General features: G+C 55.4%; 34 protein-coding genes. 32 read left to right on the top strand and 2 right to left on the bottom strand.

Annotated elements, in window-relative coordinates; all coding sequences use genetic code 11:
• From V7730_RS08595 to rplP, 6 genes are all read left to right on the top strand, one after another.
• The coding region (locus V7730_RS08595; protein WP_335747191.1) for a hypothetical protein at positions 1 to 371 on the top strand (371 nt) is incomplete at its 5' end.
• A gap of 252 nt (positions 372 to 623) precedes the next feature.
• Entirely contained in the window at positions 624 to 1,466 is an 843-nt protein-coding gene (rplB, locus tag V7730_RS08600) for a 50S ribosomal protein L2 (protein ID WP_335747192.1), read from the top strand.
• 3 nt (positions 1,467 to 1,469) lie between these two features.
• The gene (gene rpsS / locus V7730_RS08605; protein WP_227271726.1) at positions 1,470 to 1,748 is read left to right on the top strand and encodes a 30S ribosomal protein S19; all 279 of its coding nucleotides are present in this window, start codon (positions 1,470 to 1,472) and stop codon (positions 1,746 to 1,748) included.
• A gap of 3 nt (positions 1,749 to 1,751) precedes the next feature.
• Positions 1,752 to 2,132, top strand: a complete 381-nt coding sequence (rplV, locus tag V7730_RS08610; RefSeq protein WP_259999271.1) for a 50S ribosomal protein L22 — start codon at positions 1,752 to 1,754, stop codon at positions 2,130 to 2,132.
• Positions 2,132 to 2,839, top strand: coding sequence for a 30S ribosomal protein S3 (gene rpsC, locus V7730_RS08615; protein ID WP_335747193.1), 708 nt, complete (start codon positions 2,132 to 2,134; stop codon positions 2,837 to 2,839). Before rplV ends, rpsC begins: the two co-directional genes overlap by 1 nt.
• Before the next feature lie 11 nt (positions 2,840 to 2,850).
• The gene (gene rplP, locus V7730_RS08620; RefSeq protein WP_259999276.1) at positions 2,851 to 3,264 is read left to right on the top strand and encodes a 50S ribosomal protein L16; all 414 of its coding nucleotides are present in this window, start codon (positions 2,851 to 2,853) and stop codon (positions 3,262 to 3,264) included.
• Positions 3,265 to 3,510: 246 nt separating this feature from the next.
• Here rplP and V7730_RS08625 read toward each other — a convergent pair whose 3' ends face one another.
• Positions 3,511 to 3,801: a hypothetical protein gene (locus tag V7730_RS08625; protein WP_335747194.1), complete on the bottom strand. Its 291-nt coding sequence runs from the start codon at positions 3,799 to 3,801 to the stop codon at positions 3,511 to 3,513.
• A 256-nt stretch (positions 3,802 to 4,057) separates the two neighbouring features.
• Here V7730_RS08625 and V7730_RS08630 point away from each other — a divergent pair, with 256 nt between their 5' ends.
• Positions 4,058 to 4,261, top strand: coding sequence for a hypothetical protein (locus tag V7730_RS08630; protein ID WP_335747195.1), 204 nt, complete (start codon positions 4,058 to 4,060; stop codon positions 4,259 to 4,261).
• On the opposite strand, the gene V7730_RS08635 is transcribed toward V7730_RS08630, so the two are convergent.
• A complete protein-coding gene (locus V7730_RS08635; RefSeq protein WP_335747196.1) occupies positions 4,262 to 4,873 on the bottom strand; it encodes a TIGR02466 family protein in 612 nt (203 codons plus the stop codon).
• 910 nt (positions 4,874 to 5,783) lie between these two features.
• Here V7730_RS08635 and rpmC point away from each other — a divergent pair.
• From rpmC to V7730_RS08760, 25 genes are all read left to right on the top strand, one after another.
• On the top strand, positions 5,784 to 5,990 hold the full coding sequence (gene rpmC, locus V7730_RS08640) for a 50S ribosomal protein L29 (protein WP_025059475.1): 207 nt from the start codon (positions 5,784 to 5,786) through the stop codon (positions 5,988 to 5,990).
• A 14-nt stretch (positions 5,991 to 6,004) separates the two neighbouring features.
• The gene (gene rpsQ / locus V7730_RS08645; RefSeq protein ID WP_335747197.1) at positions 6,005 to 6,241 is read left to right on the top strand and encodes a 30S ribosomal protein S17; all 237 of its coding nucleotides are present in this window, start codon (positions 6,005 to 6,007) and stop codon (positions 6,239 to 6,241) included.
• A gap of 112 nt (positions 6,242 to 6,353) precedes the next feature.
• Positions 6,354 to 6,722, top strand: coding sequence for a 50S ribosomal protein L14 (gene rplN / locus V7730_RS08650; protein ID WP_007118848.1), 369 nt, complete (start codon positions 6,354 to 6,356; stop codon positions 6,720 to 6,722).
• A gap of 2 nt (positions 6,723 to 6,724) precedes the next feature.
• A complete protein-coding gene (rplX, locus tag V7730_RS08655; RefSeq protein ID WP_335747198.1) occupies positions 6,725 to 7,030 on the top strand; it encodes a 50S ribosomal protein L24 in 306 nt (101 codons plus the stop codon).
• Positions 7,030 to 7,593: a 50S ribosomal protein L5 gene (gene rplE, locus V7730_RS08660; RefSeq protein WP_335747199.1), complete on the top strand. Its 564-nt coding sequence runs from the start codon at positions 7,030 to 7,032 to the stop codon at positions 7,591 to 7,593. Before rplX ends, rplE begins: the two co-directional genes overlap by 1 nt.
• 19 nt (positions 7,594 to 7,612) lie before the next feature.
• Entirely contained in the window at positions 7,613 to 7,918 is a 306-nt protein-coding gene (gene rpsN, locus V7730_RS08665; protein WP_335747200.1) for a 30S ribosomal protein S14, read from the top strand.
• A 12-nt stretch (positions 7,919 to 7,930) separates the two neighbouring features.
• On the top strand, positions 7,931 to 8,323 hold the full coding sequence (gene rpsH, locus V7730_RS08670; protein WP_259999300.1) for a 30S ribosomal protein S8: 393 nt from the start codon (positions 7,931 to 7,933) through the stop codon (positions 8,321 to 8,323).
• A gap of 10 nt (positions 8,324 to 8,333) precedes the next feature.
• Entirely contained in the window at positions 8,334 to 8,867 is a 534-nt protein-coding gene (gene rplF / locus V7730_RS08675; protein WP_335747201.1) for a 50S ribosomal protein L6, read from the top strand.
• 11 nt (positions 8,868 to 8,878) lie between these two features.
• Positions 8,879 to 9,238, top strand: coding sequence for a 50S ribosomal protein L18 (gene rplR / locus V7730_RS08680; RefSeq protein ID WP_335747202.1), 360 nt, complete (start codon positions 8,879 to 8,881; stop codon positions 9,236 to 9,238).
• A 138-nt stretch (positions 9,239 to 9,376) separates the two neighbouring features.
• Positions 9,377 to 9,961: a 30S ribosomal protein S5 gene (rpsE, locus tag V7730_RS08685; RefSeq protein WP_335747203.1), complete on the top strand. Its 585-nt coding sequence runs from the start codon at positions 9,377 to 9,379 to the stop codon at positions 9,959 to 9,961.
• A 2-nt stretch (positions 9,962 to 9,963) separates the two neighbouring features.
• Positions 9,964 to 10,152 carry a 50S ribosomal protein L30 gene (rpmD, locus tag V7730_RS08690; RefSeq protein ID WP_335747204.1) on the top strand — a complete coding sequence of 63 codons (189 nt, stop codon included), beginning with the start codon at positions 9,964 to 9,966 and terminating at the stop codon, positions 10,150 to 10,152.
• 177 nt (positions 10,153 to 10,329) lie between these two features.
• On the top strand, positions 10,330 to 10,689 hold the full coding sequence (locus V7730_RS08695) for an acyltransferase family protein (protein ID WP_335747205.1): 360 nt from the start codon (positions 10,330 to 10,332) through the stop codon (positions 10,687 to 10,689).
• An 823-nt stretch (positions 10,690 to 11,512) separates the two neighbouring features.
• Complete coding sequence (rplO, locus tag V7730_RS08700; protein ID WP_335747206.1) at positions 11,513 to 11,995, top strand: 50S ribosomal protein L15; 483 nt, start codon at positions 11,513 to 11,515, stop codon at positions 11,993 to 11,995.
• 117 nt (positions 11,996 to 12,112) lie between these two features.
• Positions 12,113 to 13,477, top strand: coding sequence for a preprotein translocase subunit SecY (secY, locus tag V7730_RS08705; protein WP_335747207.1), 1,365 nt, complete (start codon positions 12,113 to 12,115; stop codon positions 13,475 to 13,477).
• Positions 13,474 to 14,121 carry an adenylate kinase gene (locus tag V7730_RS08710; RefSeq protein WP_335747208.1) on the top strand — a complete coding sequence of 216 codons (648 nt, stop codon included), beginning with the start codon at positions 13,474 to 13,476 and terminating at the stop codon, positions 14,119 to 14,121. The genes secY and V7730_RS08710 overlap by 4 nt, the downstream gene beginning before the upstream one ends.
• A gap of 577 nt (positions 14,122 to 14,698) precedes the next feature.
• Complete coding sequence (gene rpsM, locus V7730_RS08715) at positions 14,699 to 15,067, top strand: 30S ribosomal protein S13 (RefSeq protein WP_335747209.1); 369 nt, start codon at positions 14,699 to 14,701, stop codon at positions 15,065 to 15,067.
• A gap of 15 nt (positions 15,068 to 15,082) precedes the next feature.
• Complete coding sequence (gene rpsK / locus V7730_RS08720) at positions 15,083 to 15,472, top strand: 30S ribosomal protein S11 (protein ID WP_335747210.1); 390 nt, start codon at positions 15,083 to 15,085, stop codon at positions 15,470 to 15,472.
• 143 nt (positions 15,473 to 15,615) lie between these two features.
• Positions 15,616 to 16,632: a DNA-directed RNA polymerase subunit alpha gene (locus tag V7730_RS08725; protein ID WP_335747211.1), complete on the top strand. Its 1,017-nt coding sequence runs from the start codon at positions 15,616 to 15,618 to the stop codon at positions 16,630 to 16,632.
• A gap of 133 nt (positions 16,633 to 16,765) precedes the next feature.
• On the top strand, positions 16,766 to 17,185 hold the full coding sequence (gene rplQ / locus V7730_RS08730; RefSeq protein ID WP_335747212.1) for a 50S ribosomal protein L17: 420 nt from the start codon (positions 16,766 to 16,768) through the stop codon (positions 17,183 to 17,185).
• A 136-nt stretch (positions 17,186 to 17,321) separates the two neighbouring features.
• The gene (locus tag V7730_RS08735; RefSeq protein ID WP_335747213.1) at positions 17,322 to 18,698 is read left to right on the top strand and encodes a trypsin-like peptidase domain-containing protein; all 1,377 of its coding nucleotides are present in this window, start codon (positions 17,322 to 17,324) and stop codon (positions 18,696 to 18,698) included.
• Positions 18,699 to 18,702: 4 nt separating this feature from the next.
• Complete coding sequence (locus V7730_RS08740) at positions 18,703 to 20,010, top strand: replication-associated recombination protein A (protein WP_335747214.1); 1,308 nt, start codon at positions 18,703 to 18,705, stop codon at positions 20,008 to 20,010.
• A gap of 31 nt (positions 20,011 to 20,041) precedes the next feature.
• Positions 20,042 to 20,422 carry a fluoride efflux transporter CrcB gene (gene crcB / locus V7730_RS08745; protein WP_335747215.1) on the top strand — a complete coding sequence of 127 codons (381 nt, stop codon included), beginning with the start codon at positions 20,042 to 20,044 and terminating at the stop codon, positions 20,420 to 20,422.
• Positions 20,419 to 21,468, top strand: a complete 1,050-nt coding sequence (locus tag V7730_RS08750; RefSeq protein ID WP_335747216.1) for an RluA family pseudouridine synthase — start codon at positions 20,419 to 20,421, stop codon at positions 21,466 to 21,468. The genes crcB and V7730_RS08750 overlap by 4 nt, the downstream gene beginning before the upstream one ends.
• Positions 21,465 to 22,145, top strand: coding sequence for an HAD-IA family hydrolase (locus V7730_RS08755; protein WP_335747217.1), 681 nt, complete (start codon positions 21,465 to 21,467; stop codon positions 22,143 to 22,145). The genes V7730_RS08750 and V7730_RS08755 overlap by 4 nt, the downstream gene beginning before the upstream one ends.
• 3 nt (positions 22,146 to 22,148) lie before the next feature.
• A complete protein-coding gene (locus tag V7730_RS08760) occupies positions 22,149 to 22,862 on the top strand; it encodes an ATP12 family chaperone protein (RefSeq protein WP_335747218.1) in 714 nt (237 codons plus the stop codon).
• Positions 22,863 to 22,886 lie beyond the last annotated feature (24 nt).

Here is a 22,886-nt window from a genome sequence, read left to right on the forward strand (position 1 = left end):
TGGTACACCTTAAGTTGGCTGCAAACTGGTCGAATTACTGGGACCACCTCTATGATTGTGTTGCCTGCTCTATCGGGCACCTCAAAAATGAGTTTTCGATAGCGCGAATATCAGTTGCAAAGAAAACGCCTGCTGCGGATGTGGTGAACCCTCCACTGACGGCGGAGATGACCGCCGCTCTTCGTTCTCAAGGGCGGGCCGAGCAGCCTCCAAATGACCAGTACCTTCTTAAGGATGAGGGGCGCATGGGCGGCGTGGTTGCTTGGTATGTCGAGGATAGGCGTATCAATTGCTATAGAGTCATAAGTCGTCGAGATCTGTTCAACCAACTGTTGGAGTGGAATCCACCGCAAGTCGTGCTCTGTGAATAAGGTCCATCCGGTTTGGTGTTGAAGAGCTCTTGATTTAATAAATACATTGGTGAAGGCGGGTCAGTCCCTTGACCCCATCCTCTGCACCCCCTAACAGACACCATCGGCATAGCCCCAGATTCGTCTGGGGCTTTGTTGTTGTTCGCTGGTGAGAAGCATCGTTTCCGCCCGAACATTCTACTGGGACCTTCGGGGCCCTCTAACCACAGCGGACCTACGGGGCCGCATACAAGCAAACGGAAGACAGAGAACATGGCACTCAAGTCGTACAAACCGACGACGCCAGGCCAGCGTGGGCTGGTACTGATTGACCGTTCGGAGCTTTGGAAAGGCCGCCCAGTTAAAGCCCTCACAGAGGGTCTTAGCAAGCACGGCGGACGGAACAACACCGGACGGATCACAATGCGTCGTAAGGGTGGTGGTGCAAAGCGCCTCTACCGCATCGTTGATTTCAAGCGTAACAAAATGGACGTCACCGCGACGGTCATGCGCATTGAATATGACCCGAACCGGACCGCGTTTATCGCACTGGTTAAATATGAAGACGGTGAGCAGGCCTACATCCTTGCTCCACAGCGTATCGCCATTGGTGATCAGGTCGTTGCATCCGCCAGGGCAGACATCAAACCAGGCAACGCCATGCCATTCTCCGGCATGCCAATCGGTACCATCATCCACAACATCGAGATGAAGCCAGGCAAAGGCGGCCAGATCGCCCGTGCTGCAGGTACCTACGCCCAATTCGTTGGTCGTGACGGTGGCTACGCTCAGATTCGTCTGAGCTCCGGCGAGCTTCGCCTCGTACGTCAGGAATGCATGGCCACTGTTGGTGCTGTGTCCAACCCCGACAACTCGAACCAGAACTACGGTAAAGCTGGCCGCATGCGTCACAAGGGCATCCGCCCATCTGTGCGTGGTGTGGTTATGAACCCGATCGACCACCCTCACGGTGGTGGTGAAGGCCGTACATCCGGTGGTCGTCACCCGGTTACCCCATGGGGTAAGCCAACCAAGGGTGCCAAGACACGTAACAAGAACAAAGCGTCTAGCAAGCTGATCATCCGCTCGCGTCACGCCAAGAAGAAGGGGCGTTAATAGATGTCTCGTTCAGTATGGAAAGGTCCTTTTGTTGACTCTTATGTCCTCAAAAAGGCCGAAGCCTCCCGCGAGAGCGGTCGTAACGAAGTGATCAAAATCTGGTCACGCCGTTCCACGATCCTGCCGCAGTTTGTTGGTCTGACGTTCGGCGTCTATAACGGTCACAAACATATCCCAGTAAACATCAGCGAAGACATGATTGGTCAGAAGTTTGGTGAGTATTCACCAACACGGACCTATTATGGTCACGCAGCTGATAAAAAAGCGAAGCGGAAATAAGCCATGAGCAAGGATAAAAATCCCCGCCGCGTGGCCGACAACGAAGCACGTGCAAAACTGCGCATGCTGAAGACGTCGCCGCAGAAACTTAACCTCGTCGCCGCCATGATCCGCGGCAAGAAGGTCGACAAGGCCCTGACGGACCTGACCTTCTCCAAAAAGCGTATCGCAATCGACGTGAAGAAATGCCTTCAGTCTGCGATCGCCAATGGCGAGAACAACCACAACCTCGACGTGGACGAACTGATCGTGGCGGAAGCCTATGTCGGTAAAAACATGACACTCAAGCGTGGTCGTCCTCGCGCGCGTGGCCGTTTCGGCAAGATCATGAAGCCGTTTGCGGAAATCACCATCGTCGTGCGTCAGGTTGAGGAGCAAGCATAATGGGTAATAAAGTCAATCCAATCGGCATGCGCCTTCAGGTTAATCGTACGTGGGATAGCCGCTGGTACGCTGATACCAAGGATTTCGGGAACCTCCTGTTGGAAGATCTCGCAATCCGCAAGTTCATCAAAAAAGAATGCCATCAGGCGGGTATCTCTCGTGTGATCATCGAACGTCCGCACAAAAAGTGCCGCGTTACGATCCACACAGCCCGTCCCGGTGTGATTATCGGCAAGAAAGGTGCAGACATCGAAGGTCTGCGCAAGAAACTTGCCGCGTTCACCGACTCTGAATTGCACCTCAACATTGTTGAAGTTCGCAAGCCAGAGTTGGATGCAGCACTTGTTGGTGAAAGCATTGCCCAGCAGCTTGAGCGTCGTGTTTCTTTCCGTCGCGCTATGAAGCGTGCGGTACAGAACGCCATGCGTATGGGTGCCCTTGGTATCCGTGTGAACCTTGCTGGCCGTCTTGGCGGTGCAGAAATCGCGCGTACCGAATGGTACCGTGAGGGTCGCGTTCCGCTCCACACCCTGCGAGCGGACATCGACTATGCACATGTTGAAGCAATGACTGCCTATGGCATCATCGGCATCAAGACGTGGATTTTCAAAGGCGAGATCATGGAACATGATCCAGCTGCGCATGATCGTAAGTTACAAGAAATGCAAGACGGCCCAGCACCTCGTGGTGCCGGCGGTCGGCGTTAAGGAGTAGATGGATGCTACAGCCAAAACGTACGAAATTCCGTAAGCAGTTCAAAGGCTCTATCAAGGGCCTTGCGAAGGGTGGGTCTGACCTGAACTTCGGTACTTACGGTCTGAAAGCAATCGAGCCTGAGCGCGTAACTGCGCGCCAGATCGAAGCAGCACGCCGTGCCATGACGCGCCACATGAAGCGTCAGGGCCGTGTCTGGATCCGCATTTTCCCAGATGTGCCCGTTACCTCCAAGCCCGTCGAAGTTCGTATGGGTAAAGGTAAAGGTTCCGTGGATTTCTGGGCAGCCAAGGTAAAGCCAGGCCGCGTTATGTTTGAGATCGATGGTGTAGGTGATGACGTCGCTCGTGAGGCCCTGCGCCTTGCTGCGATGAAGCTGCCAATCAAGACACGCGTTGTTGTCCGCGAAGACTGGTAAGTCTAAACGGCACCGCTGGAACTAAAGAAGCCCCCACTGTGAAAACGGCGGGGGCTTTTTCTATTCCGCTGCTCGCAAAAGCGGTTAAGCGATAGATGGCGCCGGACGCTGCAAAAACTTCTTCCAAAGTAGTGCGATGACGGCCGTCATGCCGACGTGACCTATGAATGAGGACTGGGTGTAGCTTCCAAATCCCATCATAAAGGTCCGGCCCATAAGGGGGGCAAGCATCCCTTGGGCGACGAATCACAAGAGCAGCCCTGCGGATACACCTGCGCCAAGATAGCTGAGACGTGTGAGTTTCTTGAATAGATAGACCAATGTAGCAAAGCCGAGTGCGCCAATCAGGAACGCAGCTGCATAGGGCAGTTGTGCGCCAGTAAATGATTTCGTCAGTCCGATCACCAGATTAGCCGGCTCCAGTTTGACCCCGAACAAGATCGGAGCGACGAGCCACGCGTATGCTTCGAATGTGATCTCTCCAATCAGGCCTGCACTGGCCAAAGCCTTCAGTTCGGTTTGGTCTATGGCTTTCATTTTGCCGGTATCCTTCCTGGGATGTGATTGCTGTGCGCAGGGCGGTTTTCCTTGCGCTATGCTCCACATGAGCGAGGGACGCCTGCAAATCTACCTAAGTGAGAGCTCGCGCGCGGCTATGTGAACGGCTGTGAAAGGGATACACCTGCGAGCGGTTTGTCTGCCCGATATTGAGGCGAAGTTTTTGGGGGCTACTAGCCAAGGACCGTCTGACCGAATACGGTGTATTACAGACCTCAAGCTAAAAGGCATCGCCATGAAACAAGTTCCCAAGCCCACCACGGACGACGACCTTATCCAGCAATTCCTGAACAAGGGCGGAGAGATCAAGAAGGGCAAGACAAAGCCGATGCCTGCCGATCTTGGCCTGAGTAATAATCAGTGGGGGAATAAGATGACCAAGGAAGAGAAAGCCTTGGTCAAGGAGCAGGAAGAGGCGCGGAAGAAGGCGCCTAGGTGATTACGCCCAAGCGTAGTTGAACGACACACTGATCCGGTCTTCTTCGGACATGTTCATAGGCACTTCATGGCGGATGAAGCTTTCCCACAGCAGTAAATCGCCCAGGGCGGGGGCTACATAGTGAAAGGTTCGAAGCTCTTCACGGGCATCCTTCTGACGGCCCGGTGCGGCCATCATCATTGGCAGGCGCGGATCTTCGAATTTGATCGCTGAGGCGCCTTCGGGCATTGCCACATAGGTGGTGCCAGAGATAACCGAATGGGGGTGGATATGTCCGGTGTGGATGCCGCCCTCGGGTAGAATGTTAATCCAGATATCCTCAAGCTTTAGTTCACGACCGTCAAGATCAAGTTCTAGATCCTTGGCAAAGGCGGCGACATGGGCCTCAATCGCTTTGATCACATCCGCAAAGATGGGAAAGCGCCAGCCCAGATCGGTGAGCGAAGCATAAGATGTATACCCTGGAAAGCCGTTCTCCTCGCACCACTCCTGACCGGCTTCATCGTCTTCTGCGATGGAGTAGCAAGATACCTCCAACTCATTGGCATCAACGGAGCCACCAAGCGCGGCGTGATAAAGGCGGGTTACGAAGAGTGATTTGATATTTGTCATTATGCTCTCACAAAAGGGTGGGGCGCGTATCTGCTGCGCACACTACGCCCTTCGCGCCCGTGTTCAATCAGTTTTGCCCAAAAGGGGATGTCTTTAAGAGTGACAGTGGGGTCTGTAAGTCTGACGTAGGCGACCGGCAATGGCACGGTTGGGGTGGTTTCGAGTTGCATGGCCAAAACATCTTCGCGTGGCTGTGATCTGAATTTGGCGGCTCCACTCCCGCAAAGACCATCGCGCGAGCCGGCAGGGGTTCATTCTGAGTGGCAGCGACTTCTAGGGTGTCATCACCGTTAACCGAATCGCGCACCGTAATTTGAGATGGTATTGGCTCTGGGACTTCGTTTTGTAATATTATCGGCATCTCTCGACGAGATAACCTTCGAATTGAAGGCTAAGCGTGAAGGTGTCGTTACACTCTCCTCCGGAGAGTTCGTTGCCTCCCCCGTGACGCACCGGTAGACCTATTACTGAGGAGGCGATCAATAGTTCCTCACCAAGGCCGTCCTTGATCAGATAAGCTTCGCACAATACATCCTGAATTGCGTTGCCCGATCCTAGACTTGTGAGGATATCATCCACGTCTAACACACGTTTTAACATAAAGCTGGTGGGGCAGTTGGGTCGTGCAAACAGAATGAGGGCTGCAACACAAATATCTTCGCTCTGGCGATCGCTGACAAGGGATTGGTTGTCCCCAGTACCATCGAGTCGTCGCGCGACTTTGGATGCTGTGTTAACGCCGCTCTTAGCTGACGTGACATTAGCGACTAGGATGCGTGATTGACGATATAATTATGCCTTTAGGGTTGCGCAGAGACAGTATCAGCGCTACTGAGCAACTTCATTATGAACTCCATCAGAATCATGGTCACCCTCTCGGGGCCTGCTGGTGATGTTGAAAGGAAATGGCATGATCGCCAAAGAACTACACGACAAGACGCCGGATCAGCTCCGTGACGAACTTGTGAACCTGAAAAAAGAAGCGTTCAACCTGCGTTTTCAGCAAGCTACTGGCCAACTGGAAAACCCTGCACGCCTGCGTACCGTTAAGCGCGACGTTGCTCGTGTGAAGACAGTGTTGAACCAAAAAGCTGCTGCTGCAGCGACAGACGCGTAAGAGGAGCCTGATCCATGCCAAAGCGTATCCTGACAGGCACCGTAACTTCGGACGCCAATGAACAGACAGTAACCGTATCCGTAGAGCGTCGCTTTACGCACCCGATTATGAAGAAGACCATTCGTAAGTCCAAAAAATACCGGGCGCACGATGAAAACAACACTTTCAAAGTGGGCCAGCAGGTCCGCATTATTGAATGTGCACCACGTTCCAAAACCAAGCGTTGGGAAGTGATTACTGCGGAAGCATGATCCTTTACGTATGAGCCCTGACGGGTTGGTGCGTTACTCGTTCTGAGTAACAACTTAATCGAAACCCTAGGGATCAGGCATGCATCGCCCCCTATAGGTCGGGAGAAACCAAATGATCCAGATGCAGACCAACTTGGATGTTGCTGACAACAGTGGCGCTCGCCGCGTTCAGTGCATCAAGGTCCTGGGTGGTTCCAAGCGTAAGTACGCATCCGTTGGCGATATTATTGTCGTCTCGGTAAAGGAAGCCATTCCACGCGGCCGTGTTAAGAAGGGTGACGTGCGTAAAGCCGTCGTCGTTCGTACCGCAAAAGAAGTTCGTCGCGACGATGGCACAGCCATTCGTTTTGACCGCAACGCTGCTGTTATCCTGAATAATAACAACGAGCCTGTTGGCACCCGTATCTTCGGACCAGTTGTTCGTGAACTGCGCGCCAAAAACTTCATGAAAATCATCTCACTCGCTCCGGAGGTGCTGTAATCATGGCTGCTAAGCTGAAAAAAGGTGACATGGTCATCGTTCTGACCGGCAAGGACAAGGGCAAGGAAGGCAAGATTGCTTCCGTTGACCCGAAATCCGGTAAGGCTGTTGTAGACGGTATCAACGTTTACGTGCGTGCCACACGCCAGTCCCAAACATCCCAGGGCGGTCGCATCCCTAAATCGATGCCAATCGACCTGAGCAACCTCGCGATCAAGGATGCCAACGGCAAACCTTCTCGCGTGGGCTTCAAAATGGACGGCGAAAACAAAGTTCGTTTCGCCAAGACAACAGGGGACGTAATCTGATGCTCGACACTGCAACATATACACCCCGCCTCAAGGCCGACTATAAGGACCGCATCCGTGCTGCCCTGACCGAAGAGTTCGGCTACAAGAACCATATGATGATCCCGCGTTTGGACAAAATCGTCCTGAACATCGGGTGTGGCGCTGAAGCTGTTCGTGACAGCAAGAAAGCGAAATCCGCTCAGGAAGATCTTTCAGCGATCGCTGGCCAGAAAGCACTCACCACAATCGCCAAGAAATCCATCGCGGGCTTCCGGGTGCGTGAAGAGATGCCTCTGGGCGCGAAGGTGACCCTTCGCGGTGACCGCATGTACGAATTCCTTGATCGTCTGATCACGATTGCCATGCCACGTATTCGCGATTTCCGCGGCGTGAAAGGCACCTCTTTTGACGGCCGTGGCAACTATGCCATGGGCATGAAAGAGCACATCGTGTTCCCCGAAATCGACTTTGATAAAGTCGATGAAAACTGGGGTATGGACATCATTATCGCCACCACGGCGAAAACCGACGCCGAAGCGAAGGCAATGTTGAAGCTGTTCAACATGCCCTTCAACTCATAAGCGCGGGAAGGAATTAGATATGGCTAAGAAATCCATGATCGCACGCGAAAAGAAGCGTGAAGCATTGGTCAAGAAGTACGCCGTCAAGCGTGCGGAGTTGAAAGAAATCATCTCCGACGAGAGCAAGCCAATGGAAGACCGCTTTCGCGCCTCCCTGAAGCTGGCGAAACTGCCTCGCAACTCTTCGGCTGTGCGTCTGCACAACCGTTGCCAGCTGACAGGCCGCCCTCACGCTTATTATCGTAAACTGAAAATCTCGCGCATCGCGCTGCGGGATCTTGGCTCCGCAGGCCAGATCCCCGGCATGGTGAAGTCGAGCTGGTAAGGAGCGCATCAGATGAACGATCCTATCGCAGATATGCTGACACGCATCCGTAACAGCCAGTTGCGCGGTAAATCCACAGTCATGACACCAGCTTCTAAGCTGCGTGCATGGGTTCTGGATGTACTCGCCGACGAAGGCTACATCCGTGGCTATGAGAAGATGACAGGTGCCGATGGCCACCCTGCCATCGAGATCAGCCTGAAGTACTACGAAGGCGAACCCGTCATTCGTGAACTGAAGCGTATCTCCAAGCCAGGCCGCCGCGTTTATATGGGCGCACAAGACCTCCCATCCGTCCGTCAGGGCCTGGGTGTGTCGATTGTCTCCACCCCGCAGGGTGTGATGTCGGACGCAAGCGCACGCGCAGCCAACGTTGGCGGCGAAGTGCTCTGCACCGTATTCTAGGGAGAATTTAATGTCTCGTATTGGTAAAAAGCCGGTCGACCTGCCCAGCGGTGTTACTGCTTCGGTCAGCGGCCAAACAATCGAAGTGAAAGGCCCCAAAGGGGTCCGGATCTTCAAAGCAACTGATGATGTGACCATGAGTGTTGAAGACAACTTCGTGTCAATCACACCACGCGGTAAGTCCAAGCGCGCACGCCAGCAGTGGGGCATGTCCCGCACGATGGTACGTAACCTTGTGACTGGCGTTACCGAGGGTTTCAAGAAAGAGCTTGAGATTCAAGGCGTTGGTTACCGTGCTGCTATGACTGGCAACACATTGAAACTGAACCTCGGCCTGTCTCACGACGTCGATTACACACCGCCAGCTGGCGTGACTGTGACGGCTCCGAAACAGACTGAAATCATTGTGGAAGGCATTGACGAACAACTTGTTGGTCAAGTCGCCGCGAACATCCGCGCTTGGCGCAAGCCCGAGCCCTATAAGGGCAAAGGCATCCGCTACAAGGGTGAGTTCGTCTTCCGCAAAGAAGGCAAGAAGAAGTAAGGAACGCACAGATGGCAAACAGCAAAAGACAACTGTTCATCAAACGCCGCTTGCGCGTTCGGAACAAACTTCGCCGCACGAACCGGGGCCGTATGCGCCTGTCCGTGCACCGCTCCAACAAGAACATCAGCGTTCAGCTGATTGACGATGTAAACGGCGTTACAGTCGCTTCTGCCTCGTCGCTTGAAAAAGATCTTGGCGTTGTGGGTAAGAACAACATCGAAGTGGCCGCAAAGGTTGGTTCGGCTATTGCCGAGCGTGCCAAGAAGGCTGGTGTTGAATCTGCTTACTTCGATCGCGGCGGTTTCCTCTTCCACGGTAAAGTGAAGGCCCTGGCCGACGCAGCCCGTGAAGGTGGTCTGAAGATCTAAGCCTATCGGCAGGGCCTTGGTCCTGCCAGTTAGAAATGCGAAGAGGCCTGTTTGGGGGCCTCTCGATGACCCGGGAGCGATCCGCTCACCAAGGGTTGTGAAAACAGGGCGCCAGCCCGCAAGTATAAGGAGGCCATCATGGCCAGAGACGAAAACCGGGGCGGCAACAACCGTCGCAACCAGCGCGAAGAAGCGCCAGAATTTGCAGACCGCCTTGTCGCGATCAACCGTGTGTCCAAAACCGTAAAAGGTGGTAAGCGCTTTGGTTTTGCTGCCCTTGTTGTGGTTGGTGACCAAAAAGGCCGTGTAGGTTTTGGCAAAGGTAAAGCCAAAGAGGTGCCTGAGGCGATCCGCAAGGCAACCGAGCAGGCCAAGCGTCAGATGATCCGCGTACAGCTGCGCGAAGGCCGTACGCTGCACCACGATATGTCCGGCCGTCACGGCGCAGGCAAAGTTGTGATGCGCACAGCACCAGAGGGTACCGGCATCATCGCCGGTGGTCCAATGCGTGCCGTGTTCGAAATGCTGGGCATTAAGGACGTTGTGTCCAAGTCCATCGGTTCACAGAACCCCTACAACATGATCCGCGCCACCATGGACGGATTGAAAAAAGAACAGTCTCCACGTTCTGTCGCACAGCGTCGCGGTAAGAAAGTGGCTGACATTCTGCCCAAGCGTGACGATGCATCTGACTCGTCCACTCAAGTGGCTGAGGAGGCATAAGCATGGCTAAGACTATTGTAATCAAGCAGGTAGGCTCCCCTATCCGCCGTCCCGCAGACCAGCGTGCAACGTTGATCGGTCTGGGCCTGAACAAAATGCACCGCGTTCGCGAGCTGGAAGACACACCTTCCGTTCGTGGCATGGTTCGCAAGATTAGCCACATGGTAGAGATCATCGAAGAGAAGGGCTAAGCTACTCGGCTAGCTCTCCTTTGGGAAAAGATGATGAATAGACGTCTCGCAGTTGGCTGCGGGGCGTTTTTTGTTGGTCGGGTTCAAACTGCAAGTTAGGATTAGGCTAGCAATTCTATTCGTTTATCTGACCCACTCGACAAGAAATTCCCCTAATTTGGTAAAGCAGTCCTGAGTATGACTGAGCCGATGGAGAGCGCGCACATACAAAAGCCCCACAGGGGAGCCCTCTTTCGCGACGAAACCGCTGTGGGTCGTGTTAACGCGGCAGATAGTGCGCGGAGTGTTGGAATTCTTCTTGTTGTTTTTGGTCATGCGTGGCGTGCCGCTGACAGGGCGGGTCTTATTGCGGAAGACCTCATCTTCCGGGCAATTCATTCTGCCATCTATGCGTTTCACATGCCTTTGTTCTTCTTTCTTGCGGGGCTCCTGTTTCTGGAGGCATTGCAGAAATACGATATGGAAACCTTGCTGAAGGGGCGGGTAAAGCGCCTCCTGTGGCCGATGGTTTTGTGGAGCTGGATCTTTTTGGATTGAAGCTCTTTGCCGGTTCATCTGTAGATACACCAGTGAACCTGTCTGACTTGCCGGTCATCCCGCTCCCCCCGTACGAACACCTGTGGTTTCTTTGGGCGCTATTTCTATCGCGAAGCACCCTCATAATTGCTTACACATTTGTGCTTCGTGATCATCGCGATTACGTCTTGCGGTGGGCCGCCGCGGTCACTGCTATTGGCCCTTCGCTGATCAATCCGCTTTTGTCCGTTCCGTCTGCGATCGTGGGGCCGGTGATTGAATGTTTTCCTTATCTGCTTGCGGGGATAGTATTGGGTGGGTTGACAGCATACCGACCTTCCGTCGCTGGGGCTAGTGTCGGGGCGGTTGTCTTTACGGCACTTCTTTAGGCTGTTGGCCCCGATAAAGCGAGTGTCATTCACTCGTTGGTTTTGGTGGTAGCGGCGTGGTTTGCGTGGAGCTTTGTTGACCAGACGGTGGCTCCTAACAACCGGTATGTAATTGCCCTGCGCTATCTTGGTCCGGCGTCTTTGGTGATTTATCTGACGCACACAGCTTTTTCGGCCGCTGTGCGGATTGCGATGCTCAGGTTCGGGATTTCTGACCTGGGGCCGTTGTTGGCTTTGACTATGTTGGCCGGTGTGATTGGCCTCCTCGCGTTTTCTTGGGGTGTTGAGCGTCTGCGAATTGCAAAAGTAATGGGGCTCTGAGGGAGGACCCCTTGCCTCGAAACTATCCTTCCCCTATACGCTCGCGGTGGGCAGAGATGTGCTCATGAGAATCGTAACGCCGCGTGTGTCCGCTCCCGTCGCTGGGGGGCATTTCCGGCAAAAGGAGAAGCGACATGAAACTTCATGAACTTTCAGACAATCCAGGCGCAACGAAACCACGCAAACGCGTTGGTCGTGGTCCTGGTTCCGGCACCGGTAAAATGGGTGGCCGCGGTATAAAAGGTCAGAAATCCCGTTCGGGTGTGGCGATCAAAGGGTACGAAGGCGGCCAGATGCCCCTCTACCAACGTCTGCCAAAGCGTGGCTTTAACAAGCCGAACCGCAAAGAATACTCCGTTGTTAACCTGGGCCTGATCCAGAAGTTTATCGACGAAGGCAAAATCGACATCAAAAACGCGATCACCGAAGACGCACTGATCGCATCCGGTCTGGTTCGTCGCAAGCGTGACGGTATACGCGTTCTTGCTAAAGGTGACGTGACAGCGAAGATGAACATCGAAGTCACCGGTGCGTCCAAATCGGCTGTTGAAGCAGTTGAAAAGGCGGGCGGTAGCCTGACTGTTAAGGTCACGGCAGCAGTAGAAGCCTCCGAATAACGCTTCGGTCTTGTGAGCGGCGTCTAAGCCGCTTACATAAAGATACAAGTTTTCCCAAACGCCGCCCACCGGAAAACGGTTCGGGCGGCGTTTTGTTTCAAAAAAGAGAGCCCTCACATGGTATCTGCCGTCGAGAATATGGCCGCCAATTCAAGCTGGTCCGCCTTTGGCAAGGCAACCGACTTGCGCCATCGCATCCTTTTCACGCTTGGTCTGTTGATCGTTTACCGCTTGGGGACTTTTATCCCCGTGCCCGGTATCGACGGCGCAGCACTGCGTGACTTTATGGAAAGTGCGGGGCAAGGCATCGGCGGTATGGTTTCGATGTTTACCGGTGGTGCGCTTGGCCGGATGGGTATTTTTGCCCTCGGTATCATGCCTTATATCTCGGCCTCGATCATTGTTCAGCTTCTGACGTCCATGGTGCCGTCGCTGGAGCAGCTCAAAAAAGAGGGTGAGCAGGGGCGCAAGAAGATCAACCAATACACCCGCTGGGGCACCGTGGCGCTGGCCACAGTGCAGTCCTACGGGCTTGCGGTAAGCCTTGAGGCGGGTGACATCGCCGCTGACCCGGGCATGTATTTCCGCATTGCGTGTATGATCACTTTGATCGGCGGCACGATGTTCCTGATGTGGCTTGGTGAGCAAATCACCGCACGCGGTATCGGCAACGGCATTTCGCTTATTATTTTCGTAGGCATCATTGCCGAAGTTCCAGCTGCCATCGCGCAGTTCTTTGCGTCCGGTCGTTCCGGCGCGATCAGCCCTGCGGTTATTGTCGCGGTGTTGGTGATGGTCATCGCTACCATTATGTTTGTGGTCTTTATGGAGCGCGCTCTACGCAAGATTCATATCCAGTACCCACGCCGTCAGGTGGGCATGAAGGTCTATGACGGTGGCTCCAGCCACCTGCCAGTTAAGGTCAACCCGGCCGGTGTTATCCCAGCGATTTTTGCCAGCTCTTTGCTTTTGCTACCGGTGACGATCAGCACGTTCTCGGGTAATTCGACCAGCCCAGTCATGTCTTGGCTGCTTGCCAATTTTGGTCCGGGTCAGCCGCTGTACCTGCTGTTCTTTATCGCGATGATCGTGTTCTTTGCTTATTTCTATACGTTCAACGTGTCGTTTAAACCTGACGACGTGGCAGAGAACCTTAAAAGCCAGAATGGCTTTGTTCCGGGTATTCGTCCGGGTAAGCGGACTGCCGAGTATCTGGAGTATGTGGTTAACCGCGTTCTTGTTCTCGGCTCGGCCTATCTGGCTGCGGTCTGTATCCTGCCGGAAATCCTCCGCGGCCAGTTCGCGATCCCGTTCTATTTTGGCGGTACTTCTGTATTGATTGTGGTCTCGGTCACAATGGATACTATCCAGCAAGTACAAAGCCATCTTCTGGCGCATCAATATGAAGGTCTACTGGAGAAGTCGCAGTTGCGCGGCAAATCCGGTAAAGGACGTAAGAAACGGAGCCCTGCACGCAAATGAACATCATACTTCTTGGACCCCCAGGCGCGGGCAAAGGCACGCAAGCACGTCACCTCGTAGAGACACGCGGCATGGTTCAGCTCAGCACGGGTGACATGCTCCGTGAAGCCAAAGACAGCGGCACAGAGATGGGCAAGATCGTCGCCGACGTTATGGCACGCGGCGCGCTGGTTACCGATGAGATCGTGATCGGCCTCATTCGTGAAAAGCTTGCCGACAAGACAGAGCATGGTGGGTTCATTTTTGACGGTTTCCCCCGCACTCTCCCCCAAGCTGATGCATTGGGTGCCCTTATGGAAGCAGAGGGCCAAACCCTTGACGCGGTTATCGAAATGCGCGTCGATGATGAGGCTCTTGTGGATCGTATCACCGCACGTTCGACCTGCGGCTCTTGCGGTGAGGTCTACAATGACAACACCAAGCCGATTCCAGCTGATGGTAAATGCACATCCTGCGGCGGAACCGAGTTCAAGCGTCGTGCGGATGACAATGAAGAAAGCCTGAAGACTCGTCTAATGGCGTACTACAAGCAAACCTCCCCGCTGATTGGCTACTATTATGCCAAAGGCATGCTGAGTGATGTGGACGGTTTGGCCGAGATTGAAGCTGTGCAAGGCAGCATCGCGGCGGTTCTCGACGCTTAATCTGATGCCTGTTGTTTGCTTTGTTGTGGCTGCTAAGCTTGGGTTTGGTGGCGAAGTTTCTGCGTAAGAATTATTTGCTAAAGATCGCAGCATTTGGGCGAAAACACTGAAGGACCGAGCGAACAATGCACATTGCAGTCTGATCGGTCAAACCCTGTCGAACTTGTTTGTTCATTGTCAGATGATTGACGGTATTGATTTGGCGATTGGTGAGGATGCGCTTGATCTTGCGGATCGCCGTTTGGGCCGTTTGACGTCGAGGCCGTATGTTGCGATCAAGTGTACCGGTGACGACAGGGTGAATGTTGTCCAAACCATGCCGGATGGCGTCAGGAAATTTGATATGTTTTATTGCCCGCGTGGATAGTTATCCACTGACCGTTGAAGGGCACTTGACGACACCACTTAGGCCTCATACTTAGCGCTATCCCGAAAGGGAATCAAACTGTGGGTATGGTCGCTCCATATCTACAAGATCACCTGATCAGCTGTAGCCCGGTGGCATAATCGCCTCGGGCTTGTGTTGTGAAAAAAGGGTCTGGCATAACGGACCCGCAACAAAAAAGGAATTGCACACGTGGCACGTATTGCCGGCGTAAACATCCCGACTGCAAAGCGGGTTCCAATCGCCCTCACATATATCACTGGTATCGGCAACTCTTCCGCTCAGGCCATCTGCGAAGCAGTTGGTATCGACATGGCGCGACGCGTCAACGAGCTGTCGGACACCGAAGTTCTGAAAATCCGCGAGCACATCGACGAAAACTATACCGTTGAAGGTGACCTGCGCCGTGACACACAGATGAACATCAAACGTTTGATGGATCTGGGTTGCTACCGTGGCCTGCGCCACCGTCGTAACTTGCCTGTACGCGGTCAGCGTACGCACACAAACGCTCGCACTCGCAAAGGCCCCGCAAAGGCCATTGCTGGTAAGAAGAAATAAGGGAGGGCTCAGGTAATGGCACGCGAAGCAAAACGCGCTAAGAAGAAAGTCTCCAAGAACATCGCCGCTGGTGTGGCGCATGTAAATTCTTCTTTCAACAACACAAAAATCCTCATCTCTGACGTGCAGGGCAATGCAATTGCATGGTCTTCCGCTGGTACGATGGGCTTCAAGGGGTCGCGTAAATCGACTCCTTATGCTGCTCAGATGGCTGCTGAAGATGTGGGCAAAAAAGCACAAGATCACGGCGTGAAAACGCTGGAAGTCGAAGTGCAAGGCCCAGGTTCTGGCCGTGAAAGCGCCCTGCGCGCACTGGCTGCTGCCGGTTTCAACATCACTTCGATTCGTGATGTGACACCAATGGCACACAACGGTTGCCGCCCGCCGAAGCGCCGCCGCGTTTAAGCGATCATTATGCTACTCGGGGTTCGCGATTTTTCGCGGACCCTTCACGACTTTCTACAGCGCGCTGTTTGCGTGCGACTTTTTGAAACCTCGGGAGTTTGCCCCGGTTGGACATACGGGCGCGAACAGGAATGGAGGGACATATGATCCACAAAAATTGGGCCGAACTGATCAAGCCAACTCAGCTTGACGTCAAACCCGGCAACGATCCTGCACGTCAGGCAACTGTGATTGCTGAACCGCTTGAGCGCGGCTTTGGTCTCACAATGGGCAACGCACTGCGTCGTGTTCTGATGTCATCGCTACAAGGTGCTGCGATCACATCCGTACAGATCGACAACGTCCTGCACGAGTTTTCTTCTGTCGCCGGTGTGCGCGAAGACGTCACCGACATCATTCTGAACCTCAAAGGAGTGTCCATCCGCATGGAAGTCGAAGGGCCAAAGCGTCTGTCGATCTCCGCGAAGGGCCCAGGCGTTGTGACGGCTGGCGATATCAGCGAGTCTGCTGGCATCGAAATCCTGAATCGCGATCATGTCATCTGCCACCTCGATGATGGTGCGGACATCTACATGGAACTCATGGTCAACACTGGCAAAGGCTATGTCGCCGCAGACAAGAACAAGCCTGAAGATGCGCCTATCGGTCTTATCCCGATCGATGCGATCTACAGCCCAGTGAAAAAAGTCAGCTACGACGTGCAGCCGACCCGTGAAGGTCAGGTTCTGGACTATGACAAGCTGACGATGAAGGTCGAAACTGACGGCTCCCTGACGCCTGACGACGCCGTGGCATTTGCTGCGCGCATCTTGCAGGACCAGTTGGGTATCTTCGTCAACTTCGATGAGCCTGAATCAGATTCGCGTCAGGACGACGATGACGGTCTCGAGTTCAACCCGCTTCTGTTGAAGAAAGTGGACGAACTGGAGCTTTCCGTACGTTCCGCCAACTGCCTGAAGAACGACAATATCGTGTATATTGGCGATCTGATCCAGAAGACCGAAGCAGAAATGCTGCGCACACCGAACTTCGGCCGCAAGTCCTTGAACGAGATCAAGGAAGTGCTGTCGGGCATGGGTCTGCACCTTGGCATGGACGTCGAGGACTGGCCACCGGACAACATCGAAGATCTGGCCAAGAAGTTCGAAGACAACTTTTAAAGCACTCGGGCGGGGCGCAAGCTCCGCCCAATACAACGACTGGGCGAACTGCCCCAAGGAGAGTTGACGCTACGCACGTCAGCCAGACAAAGCAAAACGGCCCGTAGAGGGCACCATTTTTGGAGATAGAACTATGCGTCACGCACGTGGATACCGCCGTCTTAATCGCACACATGAGCACCGCAAGGCGCTTTGGGCCAACATGGCCGGCTCGCTGATCGAGCATGAGCAGATCAAGACAACCCTGCCAAAAGCAAAAGAATTGCGGCCGATCATTGAGAAAATGATCACGCTGGCGAAGCGCGGCGACCTGCACGCCCGCCGTCAGGCACGCGCGCGTCTGAAAGAAGACCAGTACGTTACAAAACTGTTCGATATCTTGGGCCCCCGCTACAAAGACCGTCAAGGTGGTTATGTGCGCGTTCTCAAAGCGGGCTTCCGTTACGGTGACATGGCGCCAATGGCGATCATCGAATTTGTGGACCGTGACCGTGACGCCAAAGGCGCCGCAGACAAAGCCCGCGTTGCAGCACACGAAGCTGCTGAAGAATAAGCTTTCACAGTTCAGTGAGACGGGAAGCCCTGCCATTTGGTGGGGCTTTTTACTTTTTGGCGGTGTGATCGGATATTTCCAGCCAAAGAAAATAGAGCAGTTGCATGATCGGCGGTGGCTGCGCATATCTGTGGGTATGAAATACTTTGCACTTATCTTCGCACTGTTTGCCAGCCCGGTAGGCGCGCAGCAGGTCCCACAATCGGCTGCCGAAATGCAGCTTAGCTTCGCCCCGCTTGTTCGAGAGGCCGCACCCGCGGTTGTAAACATTTATGTAAAGGTTGTGCGCGAGGTGCAGCGCACGCCGCTTCAAGCGGACCCGTTTTTTGGCCGGATGTTCCGTGACCCACTGACCGACCGCAAACCGCGGGTTCAGAACTCGCTTGGGTCGGGGGTGATCCTGTCCGACGACGGTATCGTCGTAAGCAATTATCATGTGGTCGCGATGGCGACAGATATTAGCGTGGTGCTAAACGACCGGCGAGAATTCTCCGCGCGGGTGCTCTTGGCTGACGAGGACAGTGATCTTGCTATCCTCAAGATTGATGCGCCAGAGCCGCTTCCTTACTTGCCCTTACGCAGCAGCGACAGCGTTGAAGTGGGGGAGCTTGCCCTTGCGATCGGGAACCCTTTCGGCGTCGGCCAGACCGTGAGCAGTGGGATTGTGTCCGGGTTGGCGCGGTCGGGTCGGTCGGGCGGCGGCGGGCGCGGGTATTTCATTCAAACCGATGCGCCGATTAACCCCGGAAACTCTGGCGGGGCTTTGGTGGATGTCCAAGGGCGATTGATCGGCGTGAATACGTCTATCCTGACACGCTCGGGTGGATCAAACGGGATTGGCTTTGCGATCCCTGCTGATTTGGTTGCGGCCTTTGTGGCGCAGGCGCAGGCGGGGCGGACAGAGTTCGGGCGCCCTTGGGCTGGAATCAGCGGGCAACCGTTAGATACAGATATGGCCGCGACACTTGGATTTGACCGCTCTGGCGGGATTATTATCTCTGGTCTACACCCCGCCAGCCCGTTTTTGGAGGCGGGGTTGGAGGTTGGTGATGTGATCCTGTCTGTTGGAGGCCAGCCGGTGAACACGCCGTCAGAGATGGTTTACCGCATGAGTGTGGCTGGATTGGACGCGCAGGCGGATATATCCTTTAGCAGCGCGGGGCAGCAGAAGAGTGCAAGGGTTGGGTTGATTGCGGCGCCTGAGGTGCCTTCGCGCGATGCTGTGACCCTGCCAGAGCGGAGCGCTTTCCCGGGGCTGACGCTGGTTCGGATTAATCCTGCCGTTCTTTCAGATTTCAATCTGCCGTTGGAGATCGAAGGCGTTGCGGTGATGAAGACCGGCGTGTTTGCAGCACGTGCGGGGCTTCGCAATGGGGACGTCATATTGGCAATGAACGGTGTTGCGCTATCCCATCCAGGTCAGGTTGCGGAAATGCTGACGGAGCAGGTGCGGCAGGTTGAAATGCTTGTCCAGCGCGGCGCGCAACGGATCATCATGCGGTTCAGGGGGTAGAGGCGTGGCTGATCTGTTCGGAAGCCCAGCTGCCAGCGCAGAAAACGGGCATCGTCCTCTGGCAGACCGCTTGCGGCCCAAGAACCTGCGTGAGGTGATTGGCCAGTCGCAGGTATTGGGGCCGGATGCGCCGTTAACGGCAATGCTGGAAGGTGGCGTGCTTAGTTCGTTGATCTTCTGGGGGCCACCGGGGGTGGGTAAGACCACAATCGCGCGGTTATTGGCGGATGAGACCGACCTGCATTTCGTACAAATCAGCGCGATCTTCAGTGGTGTGCCAGAGCTGCGTCGCGTTTTTGACGCGGCCAAGATCAGGCGCCAGAATGGACAGGGCACGCTTTTGTTTGTGGACGAAATCCATCGCTTTAACAAAGCACAGCAGGACGGATTTCTGCCGCATATGGAGGATGGCACGATCCTGCTTGTCGGGGCCACCACAGAAAATCCCAGCTTTGAGCTGAACCGCGCCGTCCTGAGCCGGGCTCAGGTTCTGGTGTTGGAACGTTTGGACGCAACCGATCTGGAGAGACTGATCGAGCGGGCCGAGGCGGAGTTGGAAATTAGCCTGCCGTTGGACCCTGCCGCGCGGCAGGCATTGCTGGATATGGCCGACGGGGACGGGCGTGCGCTGCTCAATCTGATCGAACAGATAGCAGCATGGAAGCTGGACGCGCCGCTAGACACGGTTGCCTTGTGCAAACGGTTGAGTAAGCGCGCGGCGCAATATGACAAAGGCGGGGACGAGCACTACAATCTCATCTCTGCGCTGCATAAGTCTGTGCGCGGCAGCGATCCAGATGCGGCGATTTACTGGTTCGCGCGCATGCTGGAGGGCGGCGAGGACCCGAGCTATCTCGCGCGGCGCATCGTGCGGATGGCTGTCGAGGATATCGGGTTGGCTGACCCGCAGGCGCAAGCGGTGTGCCTACAATGCTGGGACACGTATGAACGCCTCGGCTCTCCTGAGGGGGAGCTGGCGTTGTCGCAAGCGGTGATCTATCTGGCACTCGCGCCTAAGAGCAACGCGAATTATGTGGCCTACAAGGGCGCGCGCCGTGCCGCCAAGGCCACCGGCTCGGCCCCGCCGCCCAAACATATCCTCAACGCGCCAACAGGCATGATGAAAGAACAGGGATACGGGGCAGGATATGCCTATGACCATGATGCCGAAGACGGGTTCTCGGGCCAGAATTACTTTCCCGATGGAATGGAGCGTCCGGCGCTATATCAACCGGTCGAACGGGGGTTCGAGCGGGACTTGAAGAAGCGGCTTGAATACTTCACAAAGCTGCGAACGCAGCGGGAGAGTTGACTCTGGCCTGCGCGCGCGCGATGGGGACTGCATGATTTCAACTGTCTCCCTTGTTGCTTTGGGCGGTGCCATTGGTGCTGCATGCCGCTACCTTGTCGGAGTGGGTATGATGCGCGTTATGGGGCCTGCGGATTTTCCGTTGGCGATCCTTACCGTGAACATCATCGGCTCGTTCCTGATGGGCACGTTTGTGGTTGCCGCAGCCCATAAGGGGCTGACGCATATGAGCCCCTTCGTCATGACCGGTGTCCTTGGTGGCTTTACCACTTTCTCGGCTTTCTCGCTTGAAGCGATTACGCTGATGGAGCGCGGGCAAATCGCTGCGGCGGGCGCCTATGTGGCGCTGTCTGTGGGGCTAAGTCTGGGTGGATTGATGTTGGGACTTTGGATCGCCAGAGGGGTATTCGCATGAGCCGTGTCCAAACTATTACCGTAGCAGAAGGTGACGGGGATCAGCGCTTGGACCGCTGGTTCAAGGCCATCTTCCCGCACGTGCCACAAGGCCGTATCGAAAAGATGTGCCGCAAAGGCGAAATCCGTGTGGATGGGGGCCGTGTAAAGGGCTCCACCCGCGTCGAGGTCGGTCAGGAAGTCCGTATTCCGCCGCTGCCCACGGGTGAGGCTCCGCCGCCGACCAAGCGCACGACAGTCACGGATGCCGAGGCCAAGATGATCCGCGCCTGCGTGATCTACCGCGACGACCATGTGATTGCGTTGAACAAACCGCCCGGTCTGCCGGTGCAGGGTGGCTCGGGGCAGGGGGAGCGGCATGTTGATGCGCTCTCAGAGGCGCTGATGTTCGACCTTGATGAAAAGCCGCGCCTTGTGCACCGGCTGGATAAAGACACGTCGGGCGTGCTGGTTCTGGCGCGGACGCGTGAAGCAGCCAAGGCGCTGACGGCGAACTTCCGGCACCGCGAAACGCGCAAGATTTACTGGGCCGCTGTCGCTGGTGCGCCGCATCCGCGCAACGGCACGATCAAGTTTGGCTTGGTAAAAGCAGGCGGCCACGGGCCGCGTGGCGAAGGCGAAAAGATGCATGCGGTCCATCCGCGCGATGTGGACAGCACCGAGGGTGCCAAGCGCGCCACAACGGATTATTCCGTGTTGGAGCAGGCGGGCACCCGCACCTCATGGATGGCACTTAGCCCCGTTACAGGCCGTACGCACCAGTTGCGTGTGCATATGGCAGAGATTGGTCATCCGATCATTGGTGACGGGAAATATGGTGGCTCTGGGCAGGAGAACATGGGTGACGGATGGGGTGCGCAACTGGGCGGTGACATCTCCAAAAAGCTGCACCTGCACGCGCGCAGCCTGACGATCCAGCATCCCGCGACAAAAGCGGTACTCAATCTCGTGGCGCCTCTTCCAGAACATATGCAGCGCACATGGGACACCTTCGCGTGGCATACAAAATTTGCACCTGACAATCCGTTCGGAGATGACTGGGGATGAGCAGCGCGCCTTTGCGTCTGGTTATTTTCGATGTGGATGGCACGCTTGTGGACAGCCAGTCGGATATTCTCGCAGCGATGCATTTAACGTTCGCGGCTGAGGGGCTGCCGACGCCGCCACGGGCTAACGTTCTGGGCGTGGTCGGCCTGTCGCTGGATGTGCTGATGCCGCACCTTGCACCTGAAGCGGATGCCGCCACTCAGGCGCGGTTGGTTCAGGGCTACAAAGACGCCTACATGACTTTGCGTGCTGATTCTACGAGGGGTGAATCCTCTCCTTTCTATCCGGGGGCGCGCGCGGCGCTTGAGGCGTTGCAAGCTTGGCCTAATGTCCTGTTGGGCGTGGCAACGGGAAAATCGCGGCGTGGGCTGGACAAGTTGATCGAGGCGCATGGGCTGGAGGGGATGTTTGTCACACAGCAGGTGGCGGATTTTCATCCCTCTAAACCCAACCCCTCGATGCTGCTCGAAGCACTGAGCGACACAGGTGTAGCCGCCGCTAATGCTGTTATGCTGGGTGACACTAGCTTTGACATGGAAATGGCGCAGGCTGCGGGTATAACTGGCATCGGGGTCAGCTGGGGCTATCATCCGCCTGCACGGCTTACTGCGGCGCGGCATTTGGTTGAGAATTTCGAAGCGGTCCCGCCGCTGTTGGATGCCATCTGGAAGGGTTGAAAGATGAGTGACTGGAAAGCAAAACGGTTCTGGAAAGAGGCCAGCGTTGTCGAGGCCGAGACCGGTTATGCGGTCACGCTGGATGGTCGGGCTGTAAAGACACCAGCCAAGCAGGCCTTGCATGTGCCCACGCGCGCGATGGCTCTGGCCATTGCACAGGAGTGGGACGCGCAGAAAGACATTATCAATCCTAACACGATGCCGGCCACCAAAACGGCCAACGCTGCGATTGATAAGGTCTCCATCCAGCACGCAGAAGTCGCCGACATGCTGGCGGCCTATGGCGATAGTGATTTGCTGTGCTACCGCGCTGATTCTCCGGTCGAGTTGGTTGAGCGCCAAGCCGAGCAGTGGGATCCGATGCTTGACTGGGCCGCAGACACGCTGTCGGCAAAGCTGGAAGTACGTGTCGGTGTCATGCACATCCCGCAAGATCCGGAAGCCATCAAGGTATTGCGCCACCGCACTCACGCGCTTGATGCGTTCGAGTTGGCGGCGTTTCATGATCTGGTGAGTTTGTCGGGATCTCTGGTGCTTGCATTCGCTGCTACACTAGACGCGAGACCTGTGGAAACGCTGTGGAACCTGTCCCGTCTGGATGAGCTTTGGCAAGAAGAGAAGTGGGGCGAAGACGAAGATGCCACCGCTTTGGCCGAGGTGAAGCGCGAAGCATTCCTGCATGCGAAGCGGATGTATGACCTCCGGCAACACGAATAGTCAAAAAATGAGCGGCTCCTCTGG

Origin of the sequence: Sulfitobacter sp. (assembly GCF_036961165.1) — a bacterium.
Classification (GTDB): domain Bacteria; phylum Pseudomonadota; class Alphaproteobacteria; order Rhodobacterales; family Rhodobacteraceae; genus Sulfitobacter.